Origin of the sequence: Paenibacillus sp. FSL R7-0273 (genome assembly GCF_000758625.1) — a bacterium.
Lineage (GTDB): Bacteria > Bacillota > Bacilli > Paenibacillales > Paenibacillaceae > Paenibacillus_AQ.
On sequence record NZ_CP009283.1, the window covers coordinates 15,001 to 40,326 of the forward strand.

27 protein-coding genes, 2 rRNA genes and 1 riboswitch (1 of these 30 only partly in view) are annotated in these 25,326 nt (G+C 50.9%); of the genes, 26 read left to right on the top strand and 3 right to left on the bottom strand.

What is annotated here, in order from left to right; genetic code table 11:
• The 3 genes from R70723_RS00055 to R70723_RS00065 all read left to right on the top strand — a co-directional run.
• A 23S ribosomal RNA gene (locus tag R70723_RS00055) occupies positions 1 to 1,715 on the top strand; it begins 1,212 nt to the left of the window's first position.
• A gap of 76 nt (positions 1,716 to 1,791) precedes the next feature.
• Positions 1,792 to 1,908: ribosomal RNA gene (gene rrf / locus R70723_RS00060) — 5S ribosomal RNA — on the top strand.
• Positions 1,909 to 2,156: 248 nt separating this feature from the next.
• Positions 2,157 to 2,573: a hypothetical protein gene (locus R70723_RS00065; protein ID WP_039868819.1), complete on the top strand. Its 417-nt coding sequence runs from the start codon at positions 2,157 to 2,159 to the stop codon at positions 2,571 to 2,573.
• Positions 2,574 to 2,667: 94 nt separating this feature from the next.
• Here R70723_RS00065 and R70723_RS00070 read toward each other — a convergent pair whose 3' ends face one another.
• A complete protein-coding gene (locus tag R70723_RS00070; protein ID WP_039868821.1) occupies positions 2,668 to 3,192 on the bottom strand; it encodes a hypothetical protein in 525 nt (174 codons plus the stop codon).
• A gap of 206 nt (positions 3,193 to 3,398) precedes the next feature.
• On the opposite strand from R70723_RS00070, the gene R70723_RS00075 reads away from it, so the two are divergent.
• The 10 genes from R70723_RS00075 (at position 3,399) to rsmI (ending at position 11,148) form a co-directional block, all read left to right on the top strand.
• On the top strand, positions 3,399 to 3,584 hold the full coding sequence (locus tag R70723_RS00075) for a sigma factor G inhibitor Gin (RefSeq protein WP_039868824.1): 186 nt from the start codon (positions 3,399 to 3,401) through the stop codon (positions 3,582 to 3,584).
• A gap of 209 nt (positions 3,585 to 3,793) precedes the next feature.
• Positions 3,794 to 5,548, top strand: a complete 1,755-nt coding sequence (locus R70723_RS00080) for an aminotransferase class I/II-fold pyridoxal phosphate-dependent enzyme (protein ID WP_039868826.1) — start codon at positions 3,794 to 3,796, stop codon at positions 5,546 to 5,548.
• The gene (gene tmk, locus R70723_RS00085) at positions 5,549 to 6,190 is read left to right on the top strand and encodes a dTMP kinase (protein ID WP_039868828.1); all 642 of its coding nucleotides are present in this window, start codon (positions 5,549 to 5,551) and stop codon (positions 6,188 to 6,190) included.
• Between the two features lie 77 nt (positions 6,191 to 6,267).
• Positions 6,268 to 6,597, top strand: coding sequence for a cyclic di-AMP receptor DarA (locus R70723_RS00090; RefSeq protein WP_039868830.1), 330 nt, complete (start codon positions 6,268 to 6,270; stop codon positions 6,595 to 6,597).
• A 24-nt stretch (positions 6,598 to 6,621) separates the two neighbouring features.
• Entirely contained in the window at positions 6,622 to 7,065 is a 444-nt protein-coding gene (locus R70723_RS00095) for a YaaR family protein (protein ID WP_039868832.1), read from the top strand.
• Between the two features lie 18 nt (positions 7,066 to 7,083).
• Complete coding sequence (holB, locus tag R70723_RS00100; RefSeq protein WP_039868833.1) at positions 7,084 to 8,058, top strand: DNA polymerase III subunit delta'; 975 nt, start codon at positions 7,084 to 7,086, stop codon at positions 8,056 to 8,058.
• 142 nt (positions 8,059 to 8,200) lie between these two features.
• Positions 8,201 to 9,001 carry a PSP1 domain-containing protein gene (locus R70723_RS00105; protein WP_039868836.1) on the top strand — a complete coding sequence of 267 codons (801 nt, stop codon included), beginning with the start codon at positions 8,201 to 8,203 and terminating at the stop codon, positions 8,999 to 9,001.
• 28 nt (positions 9,002 to 9,029) lie between these two features.
• The gene (gene yabA / locus R70723_RS00110) at positions 9,030 to 9,395 is read left to right on the top strand and encodes a DNA replication initiation control protein YabA (RefSeq protein WP_039868839.1); all 366 of its coding nucleotides are present in this window, start codon (positions 9,030 to 9,032) and stop codon (positions 9,393 to 9,395) included.
• Positions 9,396 to 9,463: 68 nt separating this feature from the next.
• Positions 9,464 to 10,240 (top strand): tRNA1(Val) (adenine(37)-N6)-methyltransferase, encoded by a 777-nt coding sequence (locus R70723_RS00115; protein ID WP_047170983.1) that lies wholly within the window; start codon positions 9,464 to 9,466, stop codon positions 10,238 to 10,240.
• Complete coding sequence (rsmI, locus tag R70723_RS00120; protein ID WP_039868842.1) at positions 10,237 to 11,148, top strand: 16S rRNA (cytidine(1402)-2'-O)-methyltransferase; 912 nt, start codon at positions 10,237 to 10,239, stop codon at positions 11,146 to 11,148. The genes R70723_RS00115 and rsmI overlap by 4 nt, the downstream gene beginning before the upstream one ends.
• Before the next feature lie 762 nt (positions 11,149 to 11,910).
• Here the strand turns inward: rsmI and R70723_RS00125 are convergent.
• Positions 11,911 to 12,165, bottom strand: a complete 255-nt coding sequence (locus R70723_RS00125; RefSeq protein ID WP_019914502.1) for an AbrB/MazE/SpoVT family DNA-binding domain-containing protein — start codon at positions 12,163 to 12,165, stop codon at positions 11,911 to 11,913.
• A gap of 306 nt (positions 12,166 to 12,471) precedes the next feature.
• Here R70723_RS00125 and R70723_RS00130 point away from each other — a divergent pair, with 306 nt between their 5' ends.
• The 13 genes from R70723_RS00130 (at position 12,472) to R70723_RS00190 (ending at position 24,969) form a co-directional block, all read left to right on the top strand.
• Positions 12,472 to 13,755 carry an HD domain-containing protein gene (locus R70723_RS00130; protein WP_039868846.1) on the top strand — a complete coding sequence of 428 codons (1,284 nt, stop codon included), beginning with the start codon at positions 12,472 to 12,474 and terminating at the stop codon, positions 13,753 to 13,755.
• Between the two features lie 54 nt (positions 13,756 to 13,809).
• Positions 13,810 to 14,580 (top strand): TatD family hydrolase, encoded by a 771-nt coding sequence (locus R70723_RS00135; RefSeq protein WP_039868848.1) that lies wholly within the window; start codon positions 13,810 to 13,812, stop codon positions 14,578 to 14,580.
• Positions 14,581 to 14,778: 198 nt separating this feature from the next.
• Positions 14,779 to 15,007: riboswitch (cyclic di-AMP (ydaO/yuaA leader) on the top strand.
• A gap of 291 nt (positions 15,008 to 15,298) precedes the next feature.
• A complete protein-coding gene (locus tag R70723_RS00140) occupies positions 15,299 to 16,465 on the top strand; it encodes a resuscitation-promoting factor (RefSeq protein ID WP_039868849.1) in 1,167 nt (388 codons plus the stop codon).
• 156 nt (positions 16,466 to 16,621) lie between these two features.
• On the top strand, positions 16,622 to 17,173 hold the full coding sequence (gene rnmV / locus R70723_RS00145; RefSeq protein ID WP_039868850.1) for a ribonuclease M5: 552 nt from the start codon (positions 16,622 to 16,624) through the stop codon (positions 17,171 to 17,173).
• Positions 17,170 to 18,054, top strand: a complete 885-nt coding sequence (gene rsmA / locus R70723_RS00150; RefSeq protein WP_039868852.1) for a 16S rRNA (adenine(1518)-N(6)/adenine(1519)-N(6))-dimethyltransferase RsmA — start codon at positions 17,170 to 17,172, stop codon at positions 18,052 to 18,054. The genes rnmV and rsmA overlap by 4 nt, the downstream gene beginning before the upstream one ends.
• A gap of 60 nt (positions 18,055 to 18,114) precedes the next feature.
• A complete protein-coding gene (yabG, locus tag R70723_RS00155; RefSeq protein WP_039868853.1) occupies positions 18,115 to 19,014 on the top strand; it encodes a sporulation peptidase YabG in 900 nt (299 codons plus the stop codon).
• Between the two features lie 275 nt (positions 19,015 to 19,289).
• Entirely contained in the window at positions 19,290 to 19,565 is a 276-nt protein-coding gene (veg, locus tag R70723_RS00160) for a biofilm formation stimulator Veg (protein ID WP_039868855.1), read from the top strand.
• Positions 19,566 to 19,718: 153 nt separating this feature from the next.
• Positions 19,719 to 19,901, top strand: a complete 183-nt coding sequence (locus R70723_RS00165; protein WP_039868856.1) for a small, acid-soluble spore protein, alpha/beta type — start codon at positions 19,719 to 19,721, stop codon at positions 19,899 to 19,901.
• Positions 19,902 to 20,057: 156 nt separating this feature from the next.
• Positions 20,058 to 20,912 carry a 4-(cytidine 5'-diphospho)-2-C-methyl-D-erythritol kinase gene (gene ispE / locus R70723_RS00170; protein ID WP_039868858.1) on the top strand — a complete coding sequence of 285 codons (855 nt, stop codon included), beginning with the start codon at positions 20,058 to 20,060 and terminating at the stop codon, positions 20,910 to 20,912.
• 116 nt (positions 20,913 to 21,028) lie between these two features.
• A complete protein-coding gene (gene purR, locus R70723_RS00175) occupies positions 21,029 to 21,856 on the top strand; it encodes a pur operon repressor (protein WP_039868860.1) in 828 nt (275 codons plus the stop codon).
• A 210-nt stretch (positions 21,857 to 22,066) separates the two neighbouring features.
• Positions 22,067 to 22,354, top strand: a complete 288-nt coding sequence (spoVG, locus tag R70723_RS00180; protein WP_020425826.1) for a septation regulator SpoVG — start codon at positions 22,067 to 22,069, stop codon at positions 22,352 to 22,354.
• 171 nt (positions 22,355 to 22,525) lie between these two features.
• Positions 22,526 to 23,917 carry a bifunctional UDP-N-acetylglucosamine diphosphorylase/glucosamine-1-phosphate N-acetyltransferase GlmU gene (glmU, locus tag R70723_RS00185; protein WP_039868868.1) on the top strand — a complete coding sequence of 464 codons (1,392 nt, stop codon included), beginning with the start codon at positions 22,526 to 22,528 and terminating at the stop codon, positions 23,915 to 23,917.
• A gap of 98 nt (positions 23,918 to 24,015) precedes the next feature.
• Positions 24,016 to 24,969: a ribose-phosphate diphosphokinase gene (locus tag R70723_RS00190; protein ID WP_039868871.1), complete on the top strand. Its 954-nt coding sequence runs from the start codon at positions 24,016 to 24,018 to the stop codon at positions 24,967 to 24,969.
• A 107-nt stretch (positions 24,970 to 25,076) separates the two neighbouring features.
• Here R70723_RS00190 and R70723_RS00195 read toward each other — a convergent pair whose 3' ends face one another.
• Positions 25,077 to 25,277 (bottom strand): hypothetical protein, encoded by a 201-nt coding sequence (locus tag R70723_RS00195; RefSeq protein ID WP_039868872.1) that lies wholly within the window; start codon positions 25,275 to 25,277, stop codon positions 25,077 to 25,079.
• Between the last annotated feature and the right edge of the window lie 49 nt (positions 25,278 to 25,326).

The window sequence follows — 25,326 nt, forward strand, 5'->3', positions numbered from 1 at the left end:
TAGATGCTTTGCATCTGGGGTAGGGGAGCGTTGTATGTGGGTTGAAGGTGTACCGTAAGGAGCGCTGGACAGCATACAAGTGAGAATGCCGGTATGAGTAACGAAAAGATCAGTGAGAATCTGATCCGCCGAAAGCCCAAGGTTTCCTGAGGAAGGCTCGTCCGCTCAGGGTAAGTCGGGACCTAAGGCGAGGCCGATAGGCGTAGTCGAAGGACAACAGTTTGAAATTACTGTACCACCGTAATCCGCTATGAGCGATGGGGTGACGCAGGAGGGTAGTGACGCGGACTGATGGATGTCCGTCTAAGCAGTGAGGCTGGTGTGTAGGCAAATCCGCACACTGTTAAGGCCAGGCTGTGATGGGGAGCGAAAATTATAGTAGCGAAGGTCATGATCTCACACTGCCAAGAAAAGCCTCTAGCCAGGAGAAGGTGCCCGTACCGCAAACCGACACAGGTAGGCGAGAAGAGAATTCTAAGGCGCGCGGAAGAACTCTCGTTAAGGAACTCGGCAAAATGACCCCGTAACTTCGGGAGAAGGGGTGCCTCGGTAGGGTGAATAGCCCGAGGGGGCCGCAGTGAAAAGGCCCAAGCGACTGTTTAGCAAAAACACAGGTCTGTGCGAAGCCGCAAGGCGAAGTATACGGGCTGACGCCTGCCCGGTGCTGGAAGGTTAAGGGGAGTGGTTAGGAGCAATCCGAAGCTATGAACCGAAGCCCCAGTAAACGGCGGCCGTAACTATAACGGTCCTAAGGTAGCGAAATTCCTTGTCAGGTAAATTCTGACCCGCACGAATGGCGTAACGACTTGGGCGCTGTCTCAACGAGAGATCCGGTGAAATTTTAATACCTGTGAAGATGCAGGTTACCCGCGACAAGACGGAAAGACCCCATGGAGCTTTACTGCAGCTTGATATTGAATTTGGGTACGATCTGTACAGGATAGGTGGGAGCCGTAGAAACAGGAGCGCAAGCTTCTGTGGAGGCGCCGTTGGGATACCACCCTGATCGTATCTAGGTTCTAACCTGGTGCCCTTAACGGGTACGGGGACCGTGTCAGGCGGGCAGTTTGACTGGGGCGGTCGCCTCCTAAAGAGTAACGGAGGCGTTCAAAGGTTCCCTCAGAATGGTTGGAAATCATTCGAAGAGTGCAAAGGCATAAGGGAGCTTGACTGCGAGACCTACAAGTCGAGCAGGGACGAAAGTCGGACTTAGTGATCCGGTGGTACCGCATGGAAGGGCCATCGCTCAACGGATAAAAGCTACCCTGGGGATAACAGGCTTATCTCCCCCAAGAGTCCACATCGACGGGGAGGTTTGGCACCTCGATGTCGGCTCATCGCATCCTGGGGCTGAAGTAGGTCCCAAGGGTTGGGCTGTTCGCCCATTAAAGCGGTACGCGAGCTGGGTTCAGAACGTCGTGAGACAGTTCGGTCCCTATCTGTCGTGGGCGCAGGAAATTTGAGAGGAGCTGTCCTTAGTACGAGAGGACCGGGATGGACGTACCGCTGGTGCACCAGTTGTTTCGCCAGAAGCATGGCTGGGTAGCTACGTACGGACGGGATAAGCGCTGAAAGCATCTAAGCGTGAAGCCCCCCTCAAGATGAGATTTCCCAATTAGTAAGACCCCTTGAAGACGACGAGGTAGATAGGTTGGAGGTGGAAGTGCAGCAATGCATGGAGCTGACCAATACTAATCGGTCGAGGGCTTATCCAATATTTAAGACGCAGATTCGTTTCGGATTCAGTTTTCAGGAATCAAGTTCCTGAAGCATTTACGCTGTAAATGCCCGTTTGGTGGCGATGGCGGAGGGGTTCCACGCGTACCCATCCCGAACACGACCGTTAAGTCCTCCAGCGCCGATGGTACTTGGACCGAAGGGTCCTGGGAGAGTAGGACGCCGCCAAGCACATAAAGTCATTGTTGAGTAATCGACAATGGCTTTTTTGTTTTAAACAGCAAAAAAAGAGAATGTTTTGTAATAAAACGCTTTCATTTGAGTGACATTTTTGTTACCGACGATATGTGTTATCCAAGTATAATAGAAATGTGCAAATATCAGGCATGCCCTTAATACGATTGAACTACTGATTAATTCTAACTTTGAATTTTTCTTGTGTCTTTTGATGCATGGTAGTGGTAAGGAGGATTTAAGGTATGAAGCAGAACCGGCCCTTGTGGATACTACTTGTTGTATGTATATTGAGTGTTGCACTCATCGGCTGTGGAGCGAAGGAGCCCAAATGGGATAGCTTTGAGGGAGCACTGATTGAGAAGAGCTTTCCTGTTCCGGTGGAAGCAAGCTCGCCTGACAAGACAACTACAAATGTTGCGATGGACTACGTCCGTTATTCATTATCCGGTCTAAAGGAGAAAGAGGGCTTGCCGGATCCATATCTGGAAGCTATTGAAGCCTGGGGCTGGAAGGAACAAAAAAGCGCTGAGGATGCGGGGAATTCCCGTGTTTTTCAAAAGGACAGCCTGATTATACATCTGACCGTACATGACGGTTATTTTATAGTTATGATTCCTAAAGAAAAGAAGATTGCCATTAAGGGTCTGAAGAGTAAATAAAGAATCGCCGTCTGCTTGGACGGCGATTCTTTATTGTTGTTAAACTAATGAGGCTGACCGGTCAGTAGTTATAGTATGTATACGGCTCTTTGGATTACTGGGCATAATAGGAGACGTCGCCAGTGCTGAATTTGAGCATTCCGCTTTTTTCATTGCGCCGGAGCTTCAGAAGTGTGTACAGCCGGGGCAGAAGTAGCCATAGGTGGCAGATAGCGAGTGAGGCTGTAAATGCAGCAGGCACCCAGACAATAAACAATGCAGCAATACACAGGCCGATCCAGAAGTTATGCAGCTGTACTTTGCGGAAGATGCTGTAGCTGATATATTGCTCGGGCATATAGCCTAGCCAGGGCAGACGCAGGGTCATTTTCCAGCGTTTTGCAATGGGATGGCCGGTGATAAGCAGCACTGAACGCGAAATTACATATTGAATCCATAAAACAACAGGAGCAGCAATAAGCATATACACGAAGCTCCACCAGGAGAGGAACACAGTCTCCAATACCAGAAATACCAGGGGAAGCAGATAATATATACGGAGTTTCGTATTCGTCAGATTTATTTTTTTGATAAGCTTGTATTGATAGAATGTAGCTGCGCCTTTGGGGTTAGATTCCATAGCGAAAGTTAGGCCTCCTCATGAATGCTCATGTTAATAATATCGGACGGATCCGGTGTTTTATTAAACTTCGCCGGCATAATCACCTGGCGGTGATTACAGAATATATATATTATGGCTGGGCAGGATAGGAAAAAACTATGAAAAGGTTTAAAATGATAGAAGGTGTAACATACTGTTCTTAAAAGAGTCAAGGTGGGATGATTATGGAACAGCAAACTGAGCAGTCCTGCATTATTTGCGGACAGATGAAGCAGGAAGGAATTGTGATTGTCTCGCACTTTATTTGTGAAGATTGCGAGAGTGAGATGGTGCGTACTGATGCTGAAGATATCAAGTACCGCTTTTTTATCGGCCGGATGAAGAAAATCGGATTGCAAAAGAACGCCTAACCAGACCAGAGACTAATAATGGTGAAAAAGAGAGTGCGGTGGATTTGTGTCGCAATGGCTGCATATCAGGATAATCATATAACGGTTCCCCGTTCTCTTTTGATGCGGTGGGGCCGTTTTGTTGTGTAATTTAGCTTTTGGTACAGTATTATAGGCGTTTGGGCATATTTGCGTTAAAATAGAGGTAACCCCCAGGGAAGGATATGAACATGGACAAGCTACAGCCTGGCAGGGCACCTATATATGAAATGCTGGAACAATATAGACTTAAGGGTAATATATCTTATCATGTGCCCGGCCACAAGAACGGTAATGCGTACAGCGCTGGCGGAGGGGCAGGCTTTCTCGATGAGATTATGAGGTACGATGTTACTGAAATTACCGGAACGGATGATCTTCATCATCCTGAGGGGGTTATTAAGGAAGCACAGGAGCTGGCTGCTGACTGCTTTGGGGCGGAGGAGAGCTTTTTGCTGGTTGGCGGCAGCACTGCCGGTAATCTTGCACTCATTCTTACTGTATGTCCCGAGCCGGGGATGACATTGATTCTTCAGCGAAACGTGCATAAGTCAGTTATTCACGGGCTGATACTGGCCGGTGTGAATGCAGTTTTTCTGGAGCCGCAGTTGGATGCGGACAGCGGCCTGGCGGTCGCTCCGGCGGCTGAGGCGGTACAGGCTGCTCTCGCAGCCTACCCTGAGGCCGCTGCCGTGCTGGTGACCATGCCGAATTACTACGGCATGGGAGCAGACCTGGCGCCCCTCGCGCGCATCTGCCATGACCACAGCGTTCCGCTGCTGGTCGACGAGGCGCACGGGGCGCATTACGGGCAGCACCCGGCTCTGCCGGCCGGGGCGCTTGCCTGCGGCGCGGACGGCGTGGTGCAGTCCACGCACAAGATGCTGCCGGCACTGACCATGGGTGCCATGCTGCACGTACAGGGGCCGCGCCTTGACCGCGCGCTGCTGCGGCAGCGGCTGGCTATGGTGCAGAGCTCCAGCCCATCGTATCCGCTGATGGCTTCGCTCGACCTGGCCCGGCGGCTAGTGCATACCGGGCGCGCCGGGGCCTTCACGGCGGGGCTCGCCGCCGTGGAAGTGCTGAGGCGCGGCCTGGCGGAGCTGCCGCGCTTCGGGCTGCTGCAGCCTGCGGCGCAGCAGCGTACCCCCGGCGGCGCTGGTACAGCCGCCGGAGCACCCGCGCCGCCAGCCAGCGGGGCGGCGTACACGGCCCAGGACCCCTTTAAGGCGGTCATTTATGACGCCGCCGGGGTCCTGGGGGGCTTCGAGCTGCAGCGCAGGCTCGAAGAGAAGGGCATCGTGCCGGAGATGAGCGACGACCGGCACGTAGTGCTGGCCTTCAGCCTCGGCTCGAAGGCTGAAGAGACCGCCGCGCTGCTGGACGCGCTGCGCAGCATAGAGGCCGAGGAGCCAGCAGCAGTCCAACCCGGTCATAACGAAGCAGGAGCTCTGTCTGCTAACCCGGGTCTTAACGAAGCGGAAGCTCTACCCGCTAACCCGGGTCTTAATGGAGCAGGAGCTCTGTCCGCTAACCCGGGTCTTAACGAAGCGGGAGCTCCATCCGCTAACCCGGGTCATAACGAAGCAGAAGCTCCATCTCCTAACCGGGGTCATACTGAAGCAGCACGGCAGGCCAATATTTCCACGTGGAACATTTTGAGCGGGCAGCTGTTTTCACAGCCGGTAAGGTTCGCCATGAAGCCGGTATCTCAGGCTGAAACCGAAAGCATACCTCTCGAATACAGTATAGGAAGAACATGCGCGGAGATGGTAATCCCTTATCCGCCAGGAATTCCGCTGCTATACCCGGGAGAATTTATAACAAAGGCAGCCTGCAGCAGGCTGGAGGCTCTGAGCCGGGGGGGAGCCAGGTTTCAGGCCTGTGCTGACCCGGCGTTGCAGCACATCAGGGTCTACAACATACAGAAGGGCGGAGAAGTATAAGTGGGACGTGAGGGCTTTTTTATTACTTTGGAGGGAGGCGATGGAGCAGGCAAAACAACCGTACTGGGCAGAGTAGCAGCCTATCTGCAGAACCATTCCATGCCTTATATTATTACGCGGGAACCCGGAGGCATTGAGATTGCCGAAAAAATCCGCTCCATCATCCTTGATCCTGCCCATACAGCGATGGATGCACGGACGGAAGCACTGCTGTATGCGGCTGCGAGAAGCCAGCATCTGGCTGAAGTGGTAGAGCCGGCACTGCAGCAGGGCCTTACTGTACTTTGTGACCGCTTTGTCGATAGCAGTCTTGTTTACCAGGGGCATGCACGGGGGCTCGGCATTGAGAGGGTCAGAAGTATTAATGAGTTCGCAACAGGCGGACGCAAGCCGGATCTCACCTTTTATCTGGATGTAGACCCCGAGGTTGGCTTATCGCGGATCGCTGCCAATCAGGACAGGGAGGTTAACCGCCTTGATCTGGAAAAGCTCGATTTTCACCAGAAGGTGCGCGAGGGCTATCAGCTGGTGGTGCAGTCCGATTTGGAGCGTGTTGTAGTGCTGGATGCTAACCGGCCGATCCATATGGTTGAGCAGGATATCGTCCGGACGCTGCAGGAGCGCATATTAAAGGATTTTTAAGGCAGCATGTCAAATATTACAGTAAGCACACTGCTGTTTAATAAGTTTCTTACCAAACAATTAGGAGGAATGCGAAGATGAATCTAATCATTGCAATTATCCAGGATAAAGACAGTAACCGGTTGTCCAGCGAACTCGTCAAAGCTAATTTCCGTGCCACCAAGCTGGCCAGTACAGGCGGATTTCTGCGGGCAGGCAATACGACATTCCTGATTGGTGTAGACGACTCCCAGGTGGATGCGGTGCTCAGTGTAATCCGCAATAGCTGCAAGGTGCGCGAACAGCTCGTTACTCCGGTAACTCCGATGAGCGGTACTACGGATTCCTATCTGCCGCTTCCGGTGGAAGTGCAGGTGGGCGGAGCAACAGTATTTGTTCTTCCTGTCGATCGTTTTGAGCATTATTGAGCATAATAGGGGCGGTAGATACCTTTGAAAATAAACCCGGGCTACAGGCCCTTAAAAAGTGAACTCCTGAATGCTGATGCAGAGCGCAGGCCTGTACAGCAGAAAAGCTTCAACGACGTATTTCAGCAGCAGGGGGAGCAAAAAACACTGGATGAGCTGAACCGCCAGATCAAGGATATTCAGCAGCAGGGCGACCGGCTGGCCAAATCAATGACGGTTCGCGAGCTTGCCATATATAGAAATATGGTCAAACGCTTTTTGGAGGAAACGGCGCGGCGGGGTGTAGTTCTGAGAGAAACCAAAGGCTGGGACCGCCGCGGCCGCGGCAAGCGCTACAAGCTGCTTGAGGAGATTGATGCCGCCTTGCTGAATCTGGCCGATGATCTGCTTGAGAGTGAGCAGGGCCGGATCGATCTGCTGGGCCGGGTCGGTGAAATCCGCGGAATGCTGATTAATCTTTCTTTTTAAAAGAAGTTGGAGGAATTTATGCCTTTTCATGATATTTTAGGGCAGGAGGATGCAAAACGTCTGCTGCAGAATGCGCTCCGCAAGGACGCCGTCAGTCATGCTTACCTGTTCACCGGCTCTGCCGGCAGCGGGCAGCTGAAGACAGCGCTGATGTTTGCCCAAGCCATATTCTGTACCGGCCTTAAAGATGATGCCTGCGGTGAATGTCTGGAGTGCCGTAAGGTGGAGCATGGCAACCATCCTGATCTGACGCTGCTGAAGCCTGACGGGGCAAGCATCAAAATCGATCAGATCCGTGAGCTCCAGCGAGTGTTTTCCTACCGGTCTGAGGGGGTTAACCCCAAGGTTTATATTATAGAGGGAGCAGATAAAATGACGGTTCAGGCCGCCAACAGTCTGCTCAAATTTCTGGAGGAGCCGCCTGCTCCGGCAGTAGGCATTCTAATCTCGGACAACAGCAGTTCCCTGCTGCCTACGATCCAGTCGAGGACTCAGCGCATCCCGTTCAGCCCGCTGCATCCGGATATTATGCTCCAGGCGTTAGCCGGTGAAGGGGTTCCGGTGCCGCTGGCCCGGTGCGCCGTTTCACTGACTTCGGGACTCGACGGGTGCAGGGAACTTTTGGCACAGAATTGGTTTGCAGAAATGAGAAATCTAGTGTTACAATTAGCAAAGGAGTCTATGGGCAAGGGCAGCACTGCAGTGGCAACCGCCGGGCAGAAGCTGGCCAAGACCGGACTCGGTGAACATATGGATACTCTGTTCAGCATGTTCCACCTCTGGTTCAAAGATATGCTCTACTTCCTGTACCGCAGACACGAAAGCATCGTTTTCATAGATCAGTTAGACTTTATTTCCAGACATGCCCGCGAGCGGAGCACGGAACAATGGGTCTCCTATATGGAATCCGCAGCGGAGAGCAAGCGCAAGCTCCGTTCCAACGCCAATGCAGGACTCTGTCTGGAGCAGTTTTTAATCCGATTGGAAGGGTAAAGGCTTAGACATAATATAATCCTCCGGATCAGCGCTTCAGCCTGGAACTAAAGGTTTAACGGATGAGGAAGGACAAGCATAGATCACCAGGGAGCGGATTTGCTTAAGGGTTCCTTTTACCGGCAAACAAGGGGGTTAATTTTTGTACAGCGTAGTAGGCGTCCGCTTTAAAAAAGCGGGTAAAATATATTATTTCGATCCGCTTGATTTCCCGATTGAACGTGATCAGTGCGTTATAGTGGAGACAGCACGAGGGGTTGAATACGGTAAGGTTGTCGTTGGCAAAAAAGAGGTGCAGGAAGCTGATGTTGTATTGCCTCTCAAGAAAGTCATGCGGATCGCCGGTGAAACCGACGCACGTGTGGTGGAAGAGAACAAGGGTGCAGCAAAGGACGCATTCAACACCTGTTTAAATAAAATCCGCGATCACGGCCTCAAAATGAAGCTGGTGGATGTTGAATTCACTTTTGACCGCAACAAGATTATTTTTTATTTCACGGCTGAGGGACGCGTCGATTTCCGTGAGCTGGTTAAGGATCTGGCGAGTATTTTCCGGACCCGGATTGAGCTGCGGCAGATCGGTGTCCGTGACGAAGCGAAGATGCTGGGCGGACTTGGACCCTGCGGACGGGTATTATGCTGCTCCTCCTGGCTTGGAGATTTTGAGCCGGTGTCAATTAAGATGGCTAAGGACCAGAATCTTTCACTGAACCCGACTAAGATTTCGGGCTTATGCGGAAGACTAATGTGCTGTCTGAAGTTTGAGCATGATAATTATGAGAGCACGAAGGAAGAAATGCCGGCGGTAGGTAAGCTTGTCGTAACCTCACTGGGAGAAGGCAAGGTGGTTGGAATCAATGCCGGAAGCCGTACGGTTCATGTACAGCTGTTTGAAGTGGGCAAAGTTAAGGAACTTCCAATGGATGATGTTGTCGTCAAGTAAACCATAAGGTTACTTTCGGGGTGGAAACTTGGAGAAGAAAAATATATTTGCACACATGCAGGAGATGGAAGCGCAGATGGAAACAATGCGCGCCACTCTCGGAGATTGGAAACAGACGGTCAAGGAACTGATGGAAGCCAATCAAAGGCTCAGTCTGGAAAATGAACAGCTCCGCAAAATACTGAAAAGGGAAGCACCTTTGGACCCGGCCGTGGATACAGCTGAAGCAGAAGCGCTGCTGGCTGCTGCTGAAGGAACAGAGGAGGTCGTCGGGGAAGGTTATGATAATCTGGCCCGCCTGTACCATGAAGGCTTTCACATCTGCAATGTCTATTTTGGGCATCTACGTACAGAGGGTGACTGTCTGTTCTGTCTTTCTTTTCTTAATAAATGAGGATATCCAGCCGTAGGAGATTTACGCCTACGGTTTTTTTTGAATTTTATACACCTTAGGAGATTATGATGATGAATTCTTTTAATGAATTGCCTGTTCCTTTGCAGCCGTCAGAGCGGATTGATGATTTACTGACTCATGATTTGCGGATTATTCAGAGTGATGAGGTATTCAGCTTCTCAATGGATGCTGTATTGCTGGCCCGGTTTGCCGGGATTCCTCCGCGGGGCAGGGTGCTTGATTTATGTACCGGAAACGGGGTTATTCCCATGCTGCTGACCACACGCACCAAAGCTTCTATAGAAGGAATAGAAATTCAGCCGCGTCTGGCGGATATGGCCCGCCGCAGTGTTGCCCTGAATGGCCTTGAGGACCGGGTGCAGATTCATGAAGGAGACCTGCGCGAGCTGCATACTGTAGCCGGATACGGCGTCTATGATGCAATAACGGTCAATCCGCCTTATATGCCGCTTAACGGAAGCGATCTCAAGCTGAATTCTCACCAGGCCATGGCCCGGCATGAAATCGGATGTACGCTGGAAGAGGTTATTCAGGCCTGTGTACGCCTTGTCCGTACTGGAGGCAAAGTAAGCATGGTGCATAAGCCCCAGCGGCTGGTGGACATTATCAGTTTGATGAGACAATACAGGCTGGAGCCGAAGCTTATCCGTTTTGTTCATCCGCGGGCCCATCTGGAGGCCAATATGGTATTAATTGAAGCGGCGCGTGACGGCAAGCCTGAGGTACGTTTACAACCGCCGCTGATCGTATATAATGATGACAATCAATACTGTCCGGAAATTATGGACATTTATTATGGGAATAAAGAGGATAACAGCCAATGACAATAACCTGCCAAAGCAGTTTTCAAAAGAATACAGAAGCGGGCTCTGGTGCACCGGAAGGAAGCGGCTGCCTGTATCTGGTTGCTACTCCTATCGGTAATCTGGAGGACATGACCTACCGCGCGGTGCGTACACTGCAGGAGTGTGACATTATTGCCGCTGAGGATACAAGACAGACGCGCAAGCTGCTGAGCCATTTTGAAATAACCCCCTCGATGCTGTTCAGTTATCATGAGCATAATAAGGCAGCCAGCGGACCCGAATTAATACGCTATATAATAGAAGGTAAAAATCTCGCACTGGTCAGCGACGCCGGTCTGCCAGCGATTTCTGACCCCGGTGCAGACCTTGTTGCACTGGCTGTCAGCCATGGTATTCCAGTGATTCCGATACCCGGAGCTAACGCTGCTTTGTCAGCTTTAATTGCTTCCGGCTTGCCGACTGCAGGCTTTACCTTCATCGGATTCCTTCCGCGTGAGCGTAAGGATATCCGTACTGTACTATCCGGCCTGCGTGCTGTGCAAAGTACTCTGCTCTTTTATGAATCACCGCACAGAGTAGCTAAGACGCTGGTTCACCTGCAGGAGGCATTCGGTAACCGCCGTGTAGTCCTGGCCCGTGAATTGACTAAGCGCTACGAAGAATTCCTGCGGGGCACAATCGAGGAGTGTATCTCCTGGCTGTCCGAGCATCCGCCGCTTGGCGAATATGTCATCGTGGTTGAGGGGGAAAGCAAGGAGGAAGCCGAGCTGGCCGAGTCCTCCTGGTGGCGTGAGCTCAGCATCGGAGAGCATGTAACCCACTATGAGACATCCGGCCTTACACGTAAGGATGCGATGAAAAAAGCGGCCTCCGACCGCGGGCTGGCTAAGCGGGATATTTATAATGCTCTGCTGGAGCGGGAGTAAACAAGTCAGATATAGAAATAACTGCATTTTGTACACTTATTTGGCACCGATAATCCCTTTTATTAGATATAGATGTATTTTGTACATTTATATTTTAAGAAAATACTTAATAATGAGGATTTATATGGATATAAGTGTACAAAGTGCAATTAAAAATATTTACCAACCAATTTGGAGTAATTTAACTGCAAAAAGTACAGTTATTTGCTGCAGTAAGCGATTCCCAAAGGGTGAGCGCCTCCGGCAGTAAAGTAGTCAGCGCTCAAATCACTCGCAACTGCCGCAGTTCAGCGATTCACGAAGGGACAGCGCTCCAGCTCGGCAGTAACGCCGGAGCGGCCTGTAAATCGCGTAGCCCTCATAGGTAAACCGCCTATGAGGGAGTCCCTCGCATGGCAAGGCCCTGAGAATTTGCCCGAAAGAGGGCCGGTCTTCCGTCGAACAATCCCTTTTGTCCGCGCTGCTGCCAAATCAGACAAGCTTCCGGGTGTCCAGAGGGCCGGGGCCCTTTGGGTCCCTCCCTGTCAGGGAGGGTTGGGGAGGGTAAGAAAGAAATTTTTTAATCTGATTATTAATTTTTCCATTAAATTATTTTTATTTAATCATTCTCCCTTAAAATAAAGGGGGATAACGGGGGGAGCCCCCGTTAGAAGCCTCCATCATAAACGCAAAAAAATACCTCCCGCATCAACGGGAGGCCAAGGAGATATTAAAAAGGTTAGAATTAACAATTGGATTAGTTCTTATTATAACCGATTTGTTTTAATTTGTCACAGGGGTAGGGATAGCAGAAATACATTCGTGACAAACAATTTTTCCTTTGAAATAAGTAACGTTCTCGGCGTTTCCGCAGAAAATGCAGGCAGGCTCGTACTTTTTCAGCATGATCCGCTCACCGTCCACGTAAATTTCGAGCGCATCTTTTTCTCCAATGCCCAGCGTACGGCGCAATTCGATCGGAATAACAACCCGTCCAAGCTCGTCTACTTTTCTTACAATTCCTGTTGATTTCATCATTGCAATCTTGCTCCTCTCAAAGTTCCAAAGCGTCATTATTCGACATTGTTCACCGTTTTATGATACTTATAATACCAACCATTCCCAAAACAGTCAACCTTTTTTGTGACTAATTTTAAGGAATTTTTGATAGAAAACTTTTGTAATCCCTGCAGTTATCCCGGTTCCCCGGAAAAGCGCATTAAAATCGGTTGTCGATTTGTGAATATCTAAAATGTCATTATTCGACAAACTATGACATAATTCATTATTATAGACTTAATTCCAATCAATTACTAATTAAATTATGGAAAAGGAGTTGATCCCATGAAACAGCTGCTGTCAGAGGAAAAGGTTTTTAAAGACCCGGTTCACAATTATGTTCATGTTCAGGAAACGATTATCTGGCGTCTGATTAATACGAAGGAGTTCCAGCGCCTGCGGCGGATCCGCCAGCTCGGCACCTCTTACCTCACCTTTCACGGTGCGGAGCACAGCCGGTTCTCTCACTCGCTGGGAGTGTACGAAATTACAAGGAGAATTATTTCACAGTTTGAGCGGAGCGGTTATAAGGACTGGATGCCGGAGGAAAGCCTGCTGACCCTGTGTGCAGCCCTGCTGCATGATCTGGGACACGGCCCGTTTTCCCATTCTATAGAAGAAGCGTTTGAAATGAATCATGAGGACTGGACCTGCCGGATTATTCTGGAGGACACAGAAATTACAGCAATTCTAAAGGAGGTAGCCGAGGATTTTCCGCAGAAGGTGGCTTCGGTAATCGCCAAAACCTATGAGCATGAGATTGTCGTCAATCTGGTATCGGGCCCGCTTGATGCCGACCGGATGGATTATCTGCTGCGGGATGCCTATTACACCGGAGTTAACTACGGAACGATTGATATTGACCGGATTCTAAGAATGCTGCGCCCCTATGATGGCAGGGTTGTGGTTAAGGAATCAGGAATGCATGCCATAGAGGATTATCTGATGTCCCGTTACCAGATGTACTGGCAGGTCTATTTTCATCCGGTGACCCGCAGCTCGGAGATTATTTTGCGGCAGATCCTGCGCAGAGCCAAGGAGCTCTTCCAGTCAGGATATTCCTTCGGCTTCATGATTGAACCGCTAAGTGACTTATTCAGAAGCGAGGTAACCGTGCAGCAGTACCTGCTGCTGGATGAAGCGATGATACAGACCGCCTTTATGCAGTGGACCCTTGAGCAGGATGAGCTGCTAAGCGACTTGTGCAGCCGTTTTATACATCGTAAACTGTATAAATATGTACAGACCGACAATCTGGATACCGAGACAATTGACGAAATCCGCCGCAGCTTTGCCGCAGCCGGGCTGAATGCAGAATATGACCTGGAAATTGATTTTCCGACAGATCTCCCCTATGATGTATTCCGGCCGGGTGATGCTTTTGACAGCAAACAGATTCTGCTGCTTGACCGCCATGACAGGCTGAAGGAAATCTCCGAGGTCTCTGATATTGTCCGCTCTATAAGCGGGATTCACCGCGGCAGGTATCATCTCTATTTCCCGCAGGATAAGCTGCAGAAAGCTCTTTCACAGCTGCCGCCCTCCATCGCTGAGATTTTTGCAAAATAATACAAAAAAAGTTGGTATTCATCATAGAAATAAGGACAGAAAGGAAGCTGCATGATGCGCTTATTTGACACACACACCCATCTGGATGCTCCGCAATTCGACGAGGACCGCGAGGAGGTTATCGCCCGGGCGAGAGAGGCCGGAGTGACGAAGATGATTAATATCGGCTTCAACCGGGAGACGATCCCGACCACCATGAAGCTGGCAGAGACCTATGATTATATTTATGCAGCCGTCGGCTGGCATCCGGTCGATGCGATTGACATGAAGGACGGGGATCTGGAATGGATCGCTTCGCTCTGCAGTCACCCCAAGGTAGTGGCCATCGGGGAAATCGGGCTGGATTATTACTGGGATACTTCCCCGAAAGAAGTGCAGCATGAGGTGCTCCGTAAGCAAATCGGGCTGGCCCGCGAGCTGAACATGCCAATCTGTATCCATAACCGTGACGCCCATGAGGATGTCGTCCGGATTCTGCGGGAGGAGAAGGCCAATGAAGTGGGCGGTGTTATGCATTCCTTCTCCGGAAGCTGGGAAACGGCAAAAATGTGTCTTGATCTAGGCTTCCATCTGGGCTTCGGCGGACCGGTCACGTTTAAGAATGCCAGGGTGCCAAAAGAGGTGCTGGCTAAGACTCCGCTGGACCGGCTGCTGATCGAAACAGACTCCCCGTATCTGACTCCGCACCCCTTCAGAGGCAAGCGGAATGAAAGCAGTTATGTAAAATTAGTTGCAGAAGCAGCGGCGGAAATAAAAGGGATTGATTTACAGGAATTAGCGGAAATTACGTATGCGAACGCACTGGAACGATTTGGGATTGTTTGAAATCCGGAGAAAAACAGGTGAAAAAAGAAGTATAAGCGATATATTAAATCTTTTTAATCTTAAAATGGCCGAATATTACAATATTTTAATCATTTTTTTGCGTAAACGTGGTTGAACCGTCCTTTACAACATGCATCAAAACAGGATATCATCTTTTCAGTGCAGTGAGCTGTTGTTACTGTGACAGTCACTGAATCATGAATCGTCTCGCTGAGTCTCCGTATGGAGAACGGGGGAACCAATAATGCACTGCCGCATGGGCGTACATAGAGTACAACAGAGAAATGCCGCAGACTTTATTTGATTTCTTCACGTGGTCTTTGGGGTGAATTTGAGGGCAACCGCCGTGAGCGGGTGACCTGAGATAGGGCGTCTCTCTTATGCCCGAACCCGACAGCTAACCCCGTAAGCGCAAGTAAGAGAGGAAACCTCGTGCATACACATTCCCGCGTATCTTAACACCCGGAGAAGCCACGAAAGAGTCCTCTATAGAACTCTTTTGGGCTTTTTTTGTTATGAATAACGCGGATGTACCCAGCATACTGTTATATAACAGGTTCTGGGAGTCTTTATGCCGGGCAGGCGATCCATGAGCAGGAAACGCTGAAGTTATGCGGGCGTATCCTGTTGCAATCTCAAACTTAGTTTCGTCAGATATGATTCAGTCAACTTTGATATACTATTTGGACGACGGGGCTATGTAAGGAGGATGGAGAGAATGGGCGTATTCCAACCAGAAGTATCCCATGATTCGCAATCATCCAGCAGGTCTTTCGCATTACGGTTAAAGCAAGTGAATCCCCGCGTACTTTCGCTTGCAGGTGCGGTATCGATTGTTATCGCGCTGTTAATTATGCTCTACGTATACGGTCAGGGAAATAAAGTAATTAACTTAGTAATAGACGGAGAAGTGCGTACGCTCGAAACGCGTGAAGCACTGCTCAGCGACGTGCTGGCCAAGGAGCAGATTACGCTGACGCCGCATGACGTAGTATCTATAGGCCTTACCGCTGAAATACAGGATGGCGACCGTGTTACCATTACCCGTGCCCAGAAGCTTACGCTTACTGCAGACGGCGCGACCAAGACGCTTTATACCACCGAGGACTCACTCGGAGATGCCATTACCAAGCTGGGCTACAGCATGGACGGCGACGACAAGATTTTCCCTTCGCTAGATACCGCAGTGACACCTGACATGAAAGTCAAGATTGTCCGTATTACCAAGCAAACGGTACAGCAGACAGTAAGCTTGCCCTTCAAGGTCATCAAAACCGCAGATCCTTCCCTGTATAAGGGAGACGTAAGAGTTGCACAGGCAGGCAAGCCGGGTGCCATCATCCAGCATTACCAGAAGATCTATCAGGATGGTGAGCTGGTCTCCAAGACCATGATCGGCAAGGAAGTGCAGACCGTTACCAAAGACAAGATTATTGCCGTTGGTACCAAGAAGCTTCCGACACCTGTTGTTGCTGCAGCGACAACCACTACGAAAACCAAGTCAACTACCTCCAGCTCAGCTAAAAAAGTAGCGGCAACAACCAACGTCGTGCACAAGGCAGGCGTAGATTTCCAGTATAAGAAAATGATTAAAAATGTATCGATGACTGCATATTCTTCTGAAGAGCCAGGCATTGGAACCAAAACGGCTTCCGGAACACGCGTAACTGAAGGCCGTACTATTGCTGTTGATCCAAATGTTATTCCTATCGGCTGGTGGGTGTACATTGAGGGATTGGGATTCCGCCGTGCAGAGGATACAGGCGGTGCCATTAAAGGCAATAAGATCGATGTTTACTACGATTCACTGAGCCACGCCCGTAATTTCGGACGCAAATCCCGGACAGTCTATGTGATTGGACCCGTGAAGCCGGAACTGAATTAAGGCGGCAGTCTTTTGCAAATTAACGGTTTATACGATATAGTGAGGGTAGCACTTTATGAACGGGCTAGCTCATCACTTATACATTCTTTAGCCAAAAAGAAGGGGAGCGAATCCTCTTCTTTTTGTGTTTCTGCTGTAAGCGAAGGGAGCTTAACAATGATTAAAGAACTGATTGTAGTCGAGGGCAAAAGCGACACGGTTGCCGTCAAGCGGGCGGTAGAGGCCGATACGATAGAGACGGGCGGCTCTGCGGTGGACCGCAGGGTCATTGCCAAAATTGCGCTGGCCATGGAGCGCAGAGGGATTATTATCCTAACTGATCCCGACCATGCCGGTGAGCGCATACGCAAGATTGTTTCGTCCAAGGTGCCGGGCTGCAAGCATGCTTTTATTCCGGAGAAGGACGCAACCCGAAAGGGCGATATTGGAGTGGAGAATGCTTCACCAGAGGCGATACGCCATGCGCTTGCCAATGTGCACACCTCCTTTGAGGGAGCGCCTGCGCTAATCGGGCTGGACGAGCTTATGGCTGCAGGGATGCTGGTACACCCGAGAGCGGCAGAGCGGAGAATGGCGCTTGGCAATGTACTTGGCATTGGCTACTGTAACGGCAAGCAGCTGTTTAAGCGGCTGGCCATGTTCGGGATCACCCCGGAAGAGTTTCAAACGGCTCTCAAGCAAATTGATCAGGGAGGCAACATTACATGAGCGGACATGACCATATCTCGTCCCCGACAAGGACGAAGGAAATTATTCAGCGGTACGGATTTTCATTTAAAAAAAGCCTGGGCCAGAACTTTCTGGTTGACCAGAACATTCTGGACAAGATAGTCGGCGCAGCCGGACTCAGCTCAGCTTCAGGTGCCCTTGAGATCGGGCCTGGCATCGGGGCGCTGACAGAACGGCTGGCCCTTGAGGCAGGCGCAGTTACAGCGGTGGAAATCGACCGCAGGCTGATCCCGATTCTGCGGGATGTGCTGGCGGCATATCCTCATGTTAAAGTCCGCAATGATGATGTATTAAAGGTGAATCTGCAGGAGCTGTTCGCTGAGGATTTTGCCGGAGTGGACAAGGTAAGCGTTGTTGCCAATCTGCCTTATTATGTGACAACACCTATACTTATGAAGCTGCTGGAGGAGAAGCTGCCGCTTGATAATATCGTCGTTATGATCCAGAAGGAGGTAGCCGAGCGTATGGTAGCCTCACCGGGCGGCAAGGAATACGGCAGCCTCAGCATTGCAGTCCAATACTACAGCGAGCCGGAGCTGGTCTGTATCGTGCCCCGCACTGTGTTTATTCCGCAGCCTAATGTTGAATCTGCGGTTATCCGGCTGAAGGTGCGTGAGCGGCCTCCTGTGGAGGTAGCCGATGAGAAGCATTTCTTCGATGTGGTGCAAGCCGCCTTTACGCAGCGCCGCAAGACCATTGCCAACAACCTTAAGGCCCGCTTCTTTCCGGGAGAGGGGCGGGAGCGTCTGGAGGCGCTGCTGGCTGAAGCAGGAATTGATCCGGTGCGCCGCGGCGAGACGCTGAGTATTGCCGAGTATGCGCGGCTGAGTGAGGTATTGCTGGCTGCCGGTGTTAAATAGCGCCCTTTTATGAACCAACAGCGGCCTTTGCCCATACGATGGGGTAGAGGTGGTGTTGTAATGAATTTAGGAGACTTGGTCGTTCGTAAATCATATGGCGGAGATGTGACCTTCCGGGTAGAAAATATAGTGCAGAATGCAGCTGTTATCAAGGGGACTGAGTTCCGCCTGCTGGCGGATTCCCCTCTGGATGATCTGGTGCAGGTGCCGCCTACCCGGATTACCGAGCGCGGGCAGCAGGCTCAGATTAAGGCTACAGAGTCCCTTAGCAAGCTGCGCAGGGACCGCCAGGAGCAGAGCGAGCGCAGCGGCGAGAGTGCGGCCGGAGGTTGGGCGCAGGCCCCTAAGGAAGCAGCGTATTTTGAAGTGCCGGGCAAGGTGCTGCACCTGGACGGGGACCCGCTCTATCTGCGGAAAAGCCTGAGCCTCTACGAGCAGCTGCGGATTCCGGCGGAAGGGCATCACGTGCATGAATCCAAAATGGCGGATACGCTGTACCGGCTGCTTCCGCGTGTCCGTCCGGACATCGTGGTTATCACAGGCCATGACGGTGTGCTTAAGCAAACCCATACTTATGATCTTTACAGCCTGAACAGCTACAAAAATTCACAGCATTTTGTAGCGGCAATTCAGGCCGCCCGGGAGTATGAGCGTAATTTTGATGCGCTTACGATTGTAGCCGGAGCCTGCCAGTCCCACTTTGAAGCGCTGCTTGGCACTGGAGCCAACTTTGCCAGCTCGCCGGGGAGAATCCTGATCCATGCGCTGGACCCGGTCTATGTTGCAGCCAAGGCTGCTTTTACCTCGGTCCGTGAGACAGTGAACCTGGGAGATGTGCTGAATCACACCATTAGCGGAAGCAAGGGGATGGGCGGCATTGAAACACGGGGAAGCTTCAGAATCGGCATGCCGCGGCTGCAGAACCTGTCTACGCTGAAGGTAACGCCCTCGGTCATTTAGCTTTTTTCGGCAGTACGGGGAATGACAAAAGCATATGAGGGGAAGGATAAGCTTAATGCTGTCCTTCCTCTTTTTTTGGTTCCATAATACCTGTGACCTTTCCTCATATTGATCATACCTGTGTTGCAGATAACAGTTGCAATAAAACGGTAATCTATTATCTCAAAAAAATCCCGTTGACAACTATTTTAGCATCAACTATAATTAATTATTTGTTTTGACAAAGTTTGTGAAAAGTTGTATAATGGGACAAGGAAAGAGGTGGTCGTCAGGTAATGGCTAATAACGCGCTGTTGGAAATTAAACGCAGTCTCGAAGCTCATGTCGGTCATAAAATTACGTTGCGGGCTAACGGTGGCCGCCGTAAGACTGTTGAACGCACCGGTGTCCTGGAAGAAACGTACCCTTCTGTTTTTATTGTCAAACTGGATCAGGAGCAGCAGACCTTTAAGCGTGTCTCCTATAGCTACGCCGATATCCTTACCGAATCTGTGGAAATCACAGTCTGTGAAGATGACGGGCAGATGCAGGTTGTGTATATTAAAGCTTAATGTTTTACAGGACAGTCCCTTTGAGGGACTGTTTTTGTTTTGAAATGATGCGTTGATGTAAGTGGTGGTACCGGGAATGGACTGGGGGCTGCGGCAGCATACTATAAGGGCTATAAGCTTATTATCCAATACTGCAAAGGAGGGCTTTAGCCTATGAGCCGCAGAAAACGGGGTATGATGTCAGAGGAGCTGAAGACAGAGCTGGCCAAGGAGCTTGGCTTCTATGACACGGTGCAAAAGGACGGCTGGGGCGGGATCCGGGCCAAGGATGCAGGCAATATGGTGAAGCGGGCTATACAGCTTGCCGAGCAGGCTGCCCGTAAGTCAGAGCTGTAGTCCGCAGGCTCTTGCCGGTACCGGAAGCGGGGGGCTGCCCTGGTGGCGGAGCCCCTCTTTTTCCCATAAAGACTTTTGATCATGGACTTCATTACAAGTTTCTCATATAATATGTTAAGTTGTTTTTACGGGAAAAGCTGAGGGTGGGTGAACGCCTTGAAAATGTATGAGAAAGCGCCGGCCAAAATCAATTTGATGCTGGATGTGCTTCGTAAGCGCGCTGACGGGTTTCATGAAGTGGAAATGATAATGACAATGGTCGATCTGGCGGACCGTCTGGAGCTGTCGGAGCTGAAGCGTGATTCCATTATCATCTCAAGCCAGGCCGGATATATTCCGCTAGACGAGAAGAACCTGGCCTTTCAGGCTGCAAGGCTGATTAAGGACCGCTACAATGTAAAGAGCGGAGTACATATTCATCTGGACAAAAGAATTCCGGTTGCCGCCGGGCTTGCCGGCGGCAGCAGTGATGCCGCAGCCACGCTGCGCGGCCTGAACCGGCTCTGGCGGCTTGGTATTCCTTCTCAGGAGCTGCAGGAGCTCGGAGCCGAGCTTGGCTCCGACGTTCCGTTCTGTGTCACAGGAGGCACTGCTCTGGCTACCGGACGGGGGGAGAAGCTCACGCCGATCCCGAACCCGCCGCAGTGCTGGGTCATTCTGGCCAAGCCTCCGATCAACGTCTCTACTGCTGAGGTATACGGGCGCGTGCGGGCTAATCAGATCGCCGTGCATCCTTCCGCATCGGGTATGCAGCAGGCGATTGAAGCTGGCGACTTCGGGGCGGTCTGTGCCGGTCTTGGCAATGTGCTGGAGGATGTGACCCTGAAGCTGCACCCTGAGGTCCAGCAGCTCAAGGAAGCTATGGTGAAGCTGGGAGCAGACGGAGTGCTGATGTCCGGCAGCGGGCCGACTGTGTTCGGCCTGGTTTCGAAGCAGTCCAAGGTTGCGAGAATCTACAACGGGCTGCGCGGCTTTTGCAAGGAAGTGTATGCTGTACGTTCCCTGACTTAATCCATGCAGAAACGGTTATCCTCCCTAAAAGAGCGGCATAACCGTTTCTTCTTGTGTAATTCCGTACAAAAATGATATTATTTTTAATAATATTCGGTTTTGGCGAGGAGTATTCTGTGAAAAAATTAAAAAGAAGCCAGCGTTTGGTTGATATGACCCAGTTTTTACTTGAGAAGCCGCATGACCTGCTGCCGTTGTCCACCTTTTCGGACCGGTATGGTGCGGCAAAGTCATCCATTAGTGAAGATCTGGCTATTATAAAAGAGGTATTTGAAGGTGAAGGTATAGGCGAGCTGCAGACACTGGCCGGTGCGGCCGGAGGGGTCCGTTATATTCCGCGTATACCTGCAGAGATGGCCCTGGAATTTGTAAACCGTCTGTGCGGGGAGCTGGAGCAGAGTGACCGGATTCTGCCCGGCGGTTATTTGTACATGTCCGATCTGCTCGGCCTTCCTTCAGTAATGGAGCAGGCCGGCAAAATTATTGCAACAGCCTTCTACGGTGTGGAGATTGACGTCGTAATGACCGTTGAGACAAAAGGAATCCCGCTCGCCTACGCTACAGCAGCCCAGCTGGGCCTGCCCGTAGTGCTGGTGCGCCGTGACCATCAGGTGACAGAAGGCTCAGCAGTGAGCATTAATTATGTGTCCGGCTCGCATAAGAGCATTCATACGATGTCCCTGTCGAGACGTGCGCTGCGTGAGAAGTCACGGGTGCTGATTGTCGATGACTTTATGAAGGCGGGCGGCACTGTACGCGGTATGGTGGATCTGCTCGGCGAATTCAACGCAGAGGTTGCCGGAGTAGGTGTGCTGGTCGAGTCAGGAGCAGTGGAGACTGAAGAGCGTCTGCTGCATGACTATGTATCGCTGGTGAAGCTGACTGAGGTGGATTCCAAGGGGCGGAGAATTTCTGCACATCCCGGCAACTATTTCTCCTCTTAGCGTCGGATAAAGCCCTAGTTTAGCATCTTGCAGTAAAGTGTCGAAAATATGAGGAATCATTAGAAAACAGCACGAAATGTGTCGAAAACAATGGTATCGCAAAAATAATCTTCTTTAGCAGTCATTTTTTGGAATCAAAAAGAAGGAATTTGCCTTGCTGTGTGGAATTATACACCAAGTCTCTGATGGAAAAAGGTGGTGAACACACACATGCAAATTACGGATGTCAGACTCCGCCGCGTCAACTCTGAGGGGAGAATGAAAGCAATCGCATCCATTACCATCGATAACGAGTTTGTTGTTCATGACATACGCGTCATCGACGGTAATAACGGGATGTTCGTTGCGATGCCCAGCAAGCGTACACCAGACGGTGAATTCCGCGACATCGCACACCCGATTTCTTCGGGAACACGCGAGAAGATTCAATCTGCGGTATTGGCCGAGTACGATCGCGCCGCTACGGAAGAAGAGGAAGTTATCGAAGAGGGAGCATAAGCGTAAAGCGCTGTCTCTGAAGAACGCCTGCCCGTAAGGGGTGGCGTAAGGTCAGGCCGTTTTCAATTGGGGTTCGAAGAAAAGGGAACCATGGCAGCATGGTTCTCTTTTCTTTTTGCCCGGAATGAGATATATTCAGTAGTGAGCTCAAGAAGTAGGAGGTTGGCATTCTTGAAAAGAATGGCTGTTGTACTTGCTGCAGGTCAAGGCAAGCGCATGAAATCTAAATTATATAAAGTACTGCACCCCGTCTGCGGCAAGCCGATGGTAGGGCATGTGCTTGATACCGTTAAGGCGACCGGATGTGAACGCAATATTGTAGTAGTCGGACATGGTGCAGAAACAGTGAAGGCTTATATCGGCGGGAACGCTGAATATGTGCTTCAGGAAACCCAGCTGGGAACCGGGCATGCCGTGAAGCAGGCCAAGGAGCTGCTTGGCGGTGAAGAAGGCACGACGATTGTCATTTGCGGGGATACGCCGCTTATTACGCCTGAAACGCTGGAAGGATTAATGGCGCTGCATGAAGGACAGCAGGCGGCAGCAACGATTTTGACTGCTGTAATGGATCAGCCTGCCGGCTATGGACGGATTATCCGCGGGGATGACGGCGGTGTTCTGAGGATTGTTGAACAGAAGGACTGCAATGCGGAAGAGGCGGCTGTTAAGGAAATTAATACAGGCACCTACTGCTTTGATAATGCTAAGCTGTTCGCTGCGCTGGAGCAGGTGACGAACAACAATAACCAGCAGGAATACTATTTAACCGATTGTATCGGCATACTCCGGGCACAGGGGGATATCGTTTTGGGATATCAGGCTCATGATGCTGCGGAGTCTATTGGCGTTAATGACCGGCTCGCCCTGTCTGAGGTAGAGGGACATATGCGCCAGCGGATTAACAAGACACATATGCTGAACGGAGTCACCATCATTGATCCGGCTTCGACTTACATTGGAGCAGAGGTAGTGATTGGTGCAGATACCATCCTGTATCCGGGAACAGTGCTCAAGGGCAAGACTGTAATCGGGGAAGATTGTGTTATCGGCCCATCCAGTGATATTGAAGATTCCGAAATTAACGACGGAGCTTCGGTGAAGCAGTCCGTGCTGAGCCAGGCCATCGTAGGGGCACGTGCCTCTGTCGGACCTTTCGCTTACCTGCGGCCGGGTGCGGTGCTTGGCGAAGAAGTGAAAATCGGTGATTTTGTCGAGGTCAAGAACGCCACGATCGGTGACGGCTCCAAGGTATCCCACTTAAGCTATGTCGGCGATGCGTCAGTCGGCAAGAACGTCAATATCGGCTGCGGTGCTATTACTGTCAACTATGACGGATATAATAAATCAAAGACAACGATTGAGGATGACGCCTTTATAGGCAGCAACGTCAATCTGATTGCTCCTGTAACGGTAGGCAAGGGAGCTTTTGTTGTGGCAGGGTCGACGATTACACGCTCTGTTGCGGATAATGATCTGGCAGTAGCCAGAGTAAGGCAGGAGAATAAGCCGGGGTATGCAGACAAGATCCGCGCCCGCGCCAAATCCAAGAAAGACCAGTCCTAGTCCATCGTAAAGGCCAAAGCCAAAGCGCCGGACGATGCCCAGAGGCTCATTCCGGCGCTGCTTGGAAGTTAAATTCCGTCACGGAGGGTTTATATTTTATGACTTATTGCGATTCCAAATTAAAGATCTTTACTTGTAACTCCAATCCTAAGCTGGCCAGCCAGATTGCCGACTACATCGGCATTCCGATGGGGGAGTCACACACTACAAGCTTTAGTGACGGAGAGATCCAGGTTAAGCTTTCGGAAAGTGTCCGGGGCTGCCATGTCTACATTGTCCAGTCTACCTGCGGCCCGGTCAACGATAACCTGATGGAACTGCTCGTTATGGTGGATGCGCTCAAGCGCGCCTCGGCTAAGAGCATCAACGTGGTTATTCCTTACTACGGCTATGCGCGCCAGGACCGCAAGGCACGTTCCCGTGATCCGATTACGGCCAAGCTGGTAGCGAACCTGATCGAGAAGGCAGGCGCGCACCGCGTCATTACTATGGACCTTCATGCTATGCAGATTCAGGGCTTCTTCGATATTCCTGTGGACCACCTGCTGGGCGTTCCGATTCTGGCCCAGTATTTCCGCTCCAAGCAAATCGAGAACCCGGTTGTTGTATCGCCTGACCACGGCGGCGTAGTACGGGCAAGAAAGCTCGCTGACTTCCTTAACGCACCGCTGGCGATTATCGATAAGCGCCGTCCGGAGCCGAATGTCAGTGAAGTTATGAACATCATCGGTAACATCGAAGGCAAGACAGCGATTCTGATCGATGATATTATCGATACAGCCGGAACGATTGTACTCGGGGCCAATGCCCTGATGGAAGGCGGCGTGAAGGAAGTTTACGCTTGCTGCACCCATCCTGTATTGTCTGGTCCGGCACACGAGCGTCTGGAGAATTCTCCGATTAAGGAAATCATCGTGACCGATACCATTCCGATCCGCAGCGATAATCCGACCTCCAAGCTGAAGGTGCTGTCCGTCGCTCCGCTGATGGGTGAGGCTATTATCCGTGTCCATGAGGAATTGTCGATCAGTAAATTGTTTGAGATTGAGTAGGACAAGCCGTAAAGACGATAAAGAATAAATTGACCTTCTGATATGTAAAAAAAGGGTTACACCTCCGATGACGGAAGATGTAACCCTTATCGGCGTATACACGCCCCCTAGTACCCCGGACGGGAAATAAAGGTGAAGATGCCGCGGTTGTAAAGAGTGCCTTCCAGCTCTGCAAAGCCCTCGTCAACGGCCGTCACTACACCAATTGCCACGAATACATCGTCCCTGTAGATCTCTACAGGCACAGCGTATTGGATGTGATACTGGAAATGGCGCTGAAGCGTTAAGATTTCTCCCTGATGTGGCATCGTTCATCACCTGTCTGTGGAGTGTATAAAGCTTATTGTACCAAAAACG

Bases quoted from the DNA above. Each gene is read 5' to 3' on its own strand.
- R70723_RS00070 (WP_039868821.1), bottom strand. From the start codon at position 3,192: ATGGAATCTAACCCCAAAGGCGCAGCTACATTCTATCAATACAAGCTT.
- rnmV (WP_039868850.1), top strand. From the start codon at position 16,622: ATGATTAAAGAACTGATTGTAGTCGAGGGCAAAAGCGACACGGTTGCC.
- R70723_RS00075 (WP_039868824.1), top strand. From the start codon at position 3,399: ATGGAACAGCAAACTGAGCAGTCCTGCATTATTTGCGGACAGATGAAG.
- R70723_RS00190 (WP_039868871.1), top strand. From the start codon at position 24,016: ATGACTTATTGCGATTCCAAATTAAAGATCTTTACTTGTAACTCCAAT.
- yabG (WP_039868853.1), top strand. From the start codon at position 18,115: ATGAATTTAGGAGACTTGGTCGTTCGTAAATCATATGGCGGAGATGTG.
- veg (WP_039868855.1), top strand. From the start codon at position 19,290: ATGGCTAATAACGCGCTGTTGGAAATTAAACGCAGTCTCGAAGCTCAT.
- R70723_RS00090 (WP_039868830.1), top strand. From the start codon at position 6,268: ATGAATCTAATCATTGCAATTATCCAGGATAAAGACAGTAACCGGTTG.
- spoVG (WP_020425826.1), top strand. From the start codon at position 22,067: ATGCAAATTACGGATGTCAGACTCCGCCGCGTCAACTCTGAGGGGAGA.
- R70723_RS00140 (WP_039868849.1), top strand. From the start codon at position 15,299: ATGGGCGTATTCCAACCAGAAGTATCCCATGATTCGCAATCATCCAGC.
- rsmA (WP_039868852.1), top strand. From the start codon at position 17,170: ATGAGCGGACATGACCATATCTCGTCCCCGACAAGGACGAAGGAAATT.
- rsmI (WP_039868842.1), top strand. From the start codon at position 10,237: ATGACAATAACCTGCCAAAGCAGTTTTCAAAAGAATACAGAAGCGGGC.
- R70723_RS00065 (WP_039868819.1), top strand. From the start codon at position 2,157: ATGAAGCAGAACCGGCCCTTGTGGATACTACTTGTTGTATGTATATTG.
- R70723_RS00080 (WP_039868826.1), top strand. From the start codon at position 3,794: ATGGACAAGCTACAGCCTGGCAGGGCACCTATATATGAAATGCTGGAA.
- R70723_RS00195 (WP_039868872.1), bottom strand. From the start codon at position 25,277: ATGCCACATCAGGGAGAAATCTTAACGCTTCAGCGCCATTTCCAGTAT.
- holB (WP_039868833.1), top strand. From the start codon at position 7,084: ATGCCTTTTCATGATATTTTAGGGCAGGAGGATGCAAAACGTCTGCTG.
- R70723_RS00125 (WP_019914502.1), bottom strand. From the start codon at position 12,165: ATGATGAAATCAACAGGAATTGTAAGAAAAGTAGACGAGCTTGGACGG.
- R70723_RS00115 (WP_047170983.1), top strand. From the start codon at position 9,464: ATGATGAATTCTTTTAATGAATTGCCTGTTCCTTTGCAGCCGTCAGAG.
- R70723_RS00165 (WP_039868856.1), top strand. From the start codon at position 19,719: ATGAGCCGCAGAAAACGGGGTATGATGTCAGAGGAGCTGAAGACAGAG.
- R70723_RS00135 (WP_039868848.1), top strand. From the start codon at position 13,810: ATGCGCTTATTTGACACACACACCCATCTGGATGCTCCGCAATTCGAC.
- R70723_RS00130 (WP_039868846.1), top strand. From the start codon at position 12,472: ATGAAACAGCTGCTGTCAGAGGAAAAGGTTTTTAAAGACCCGGTTCAC.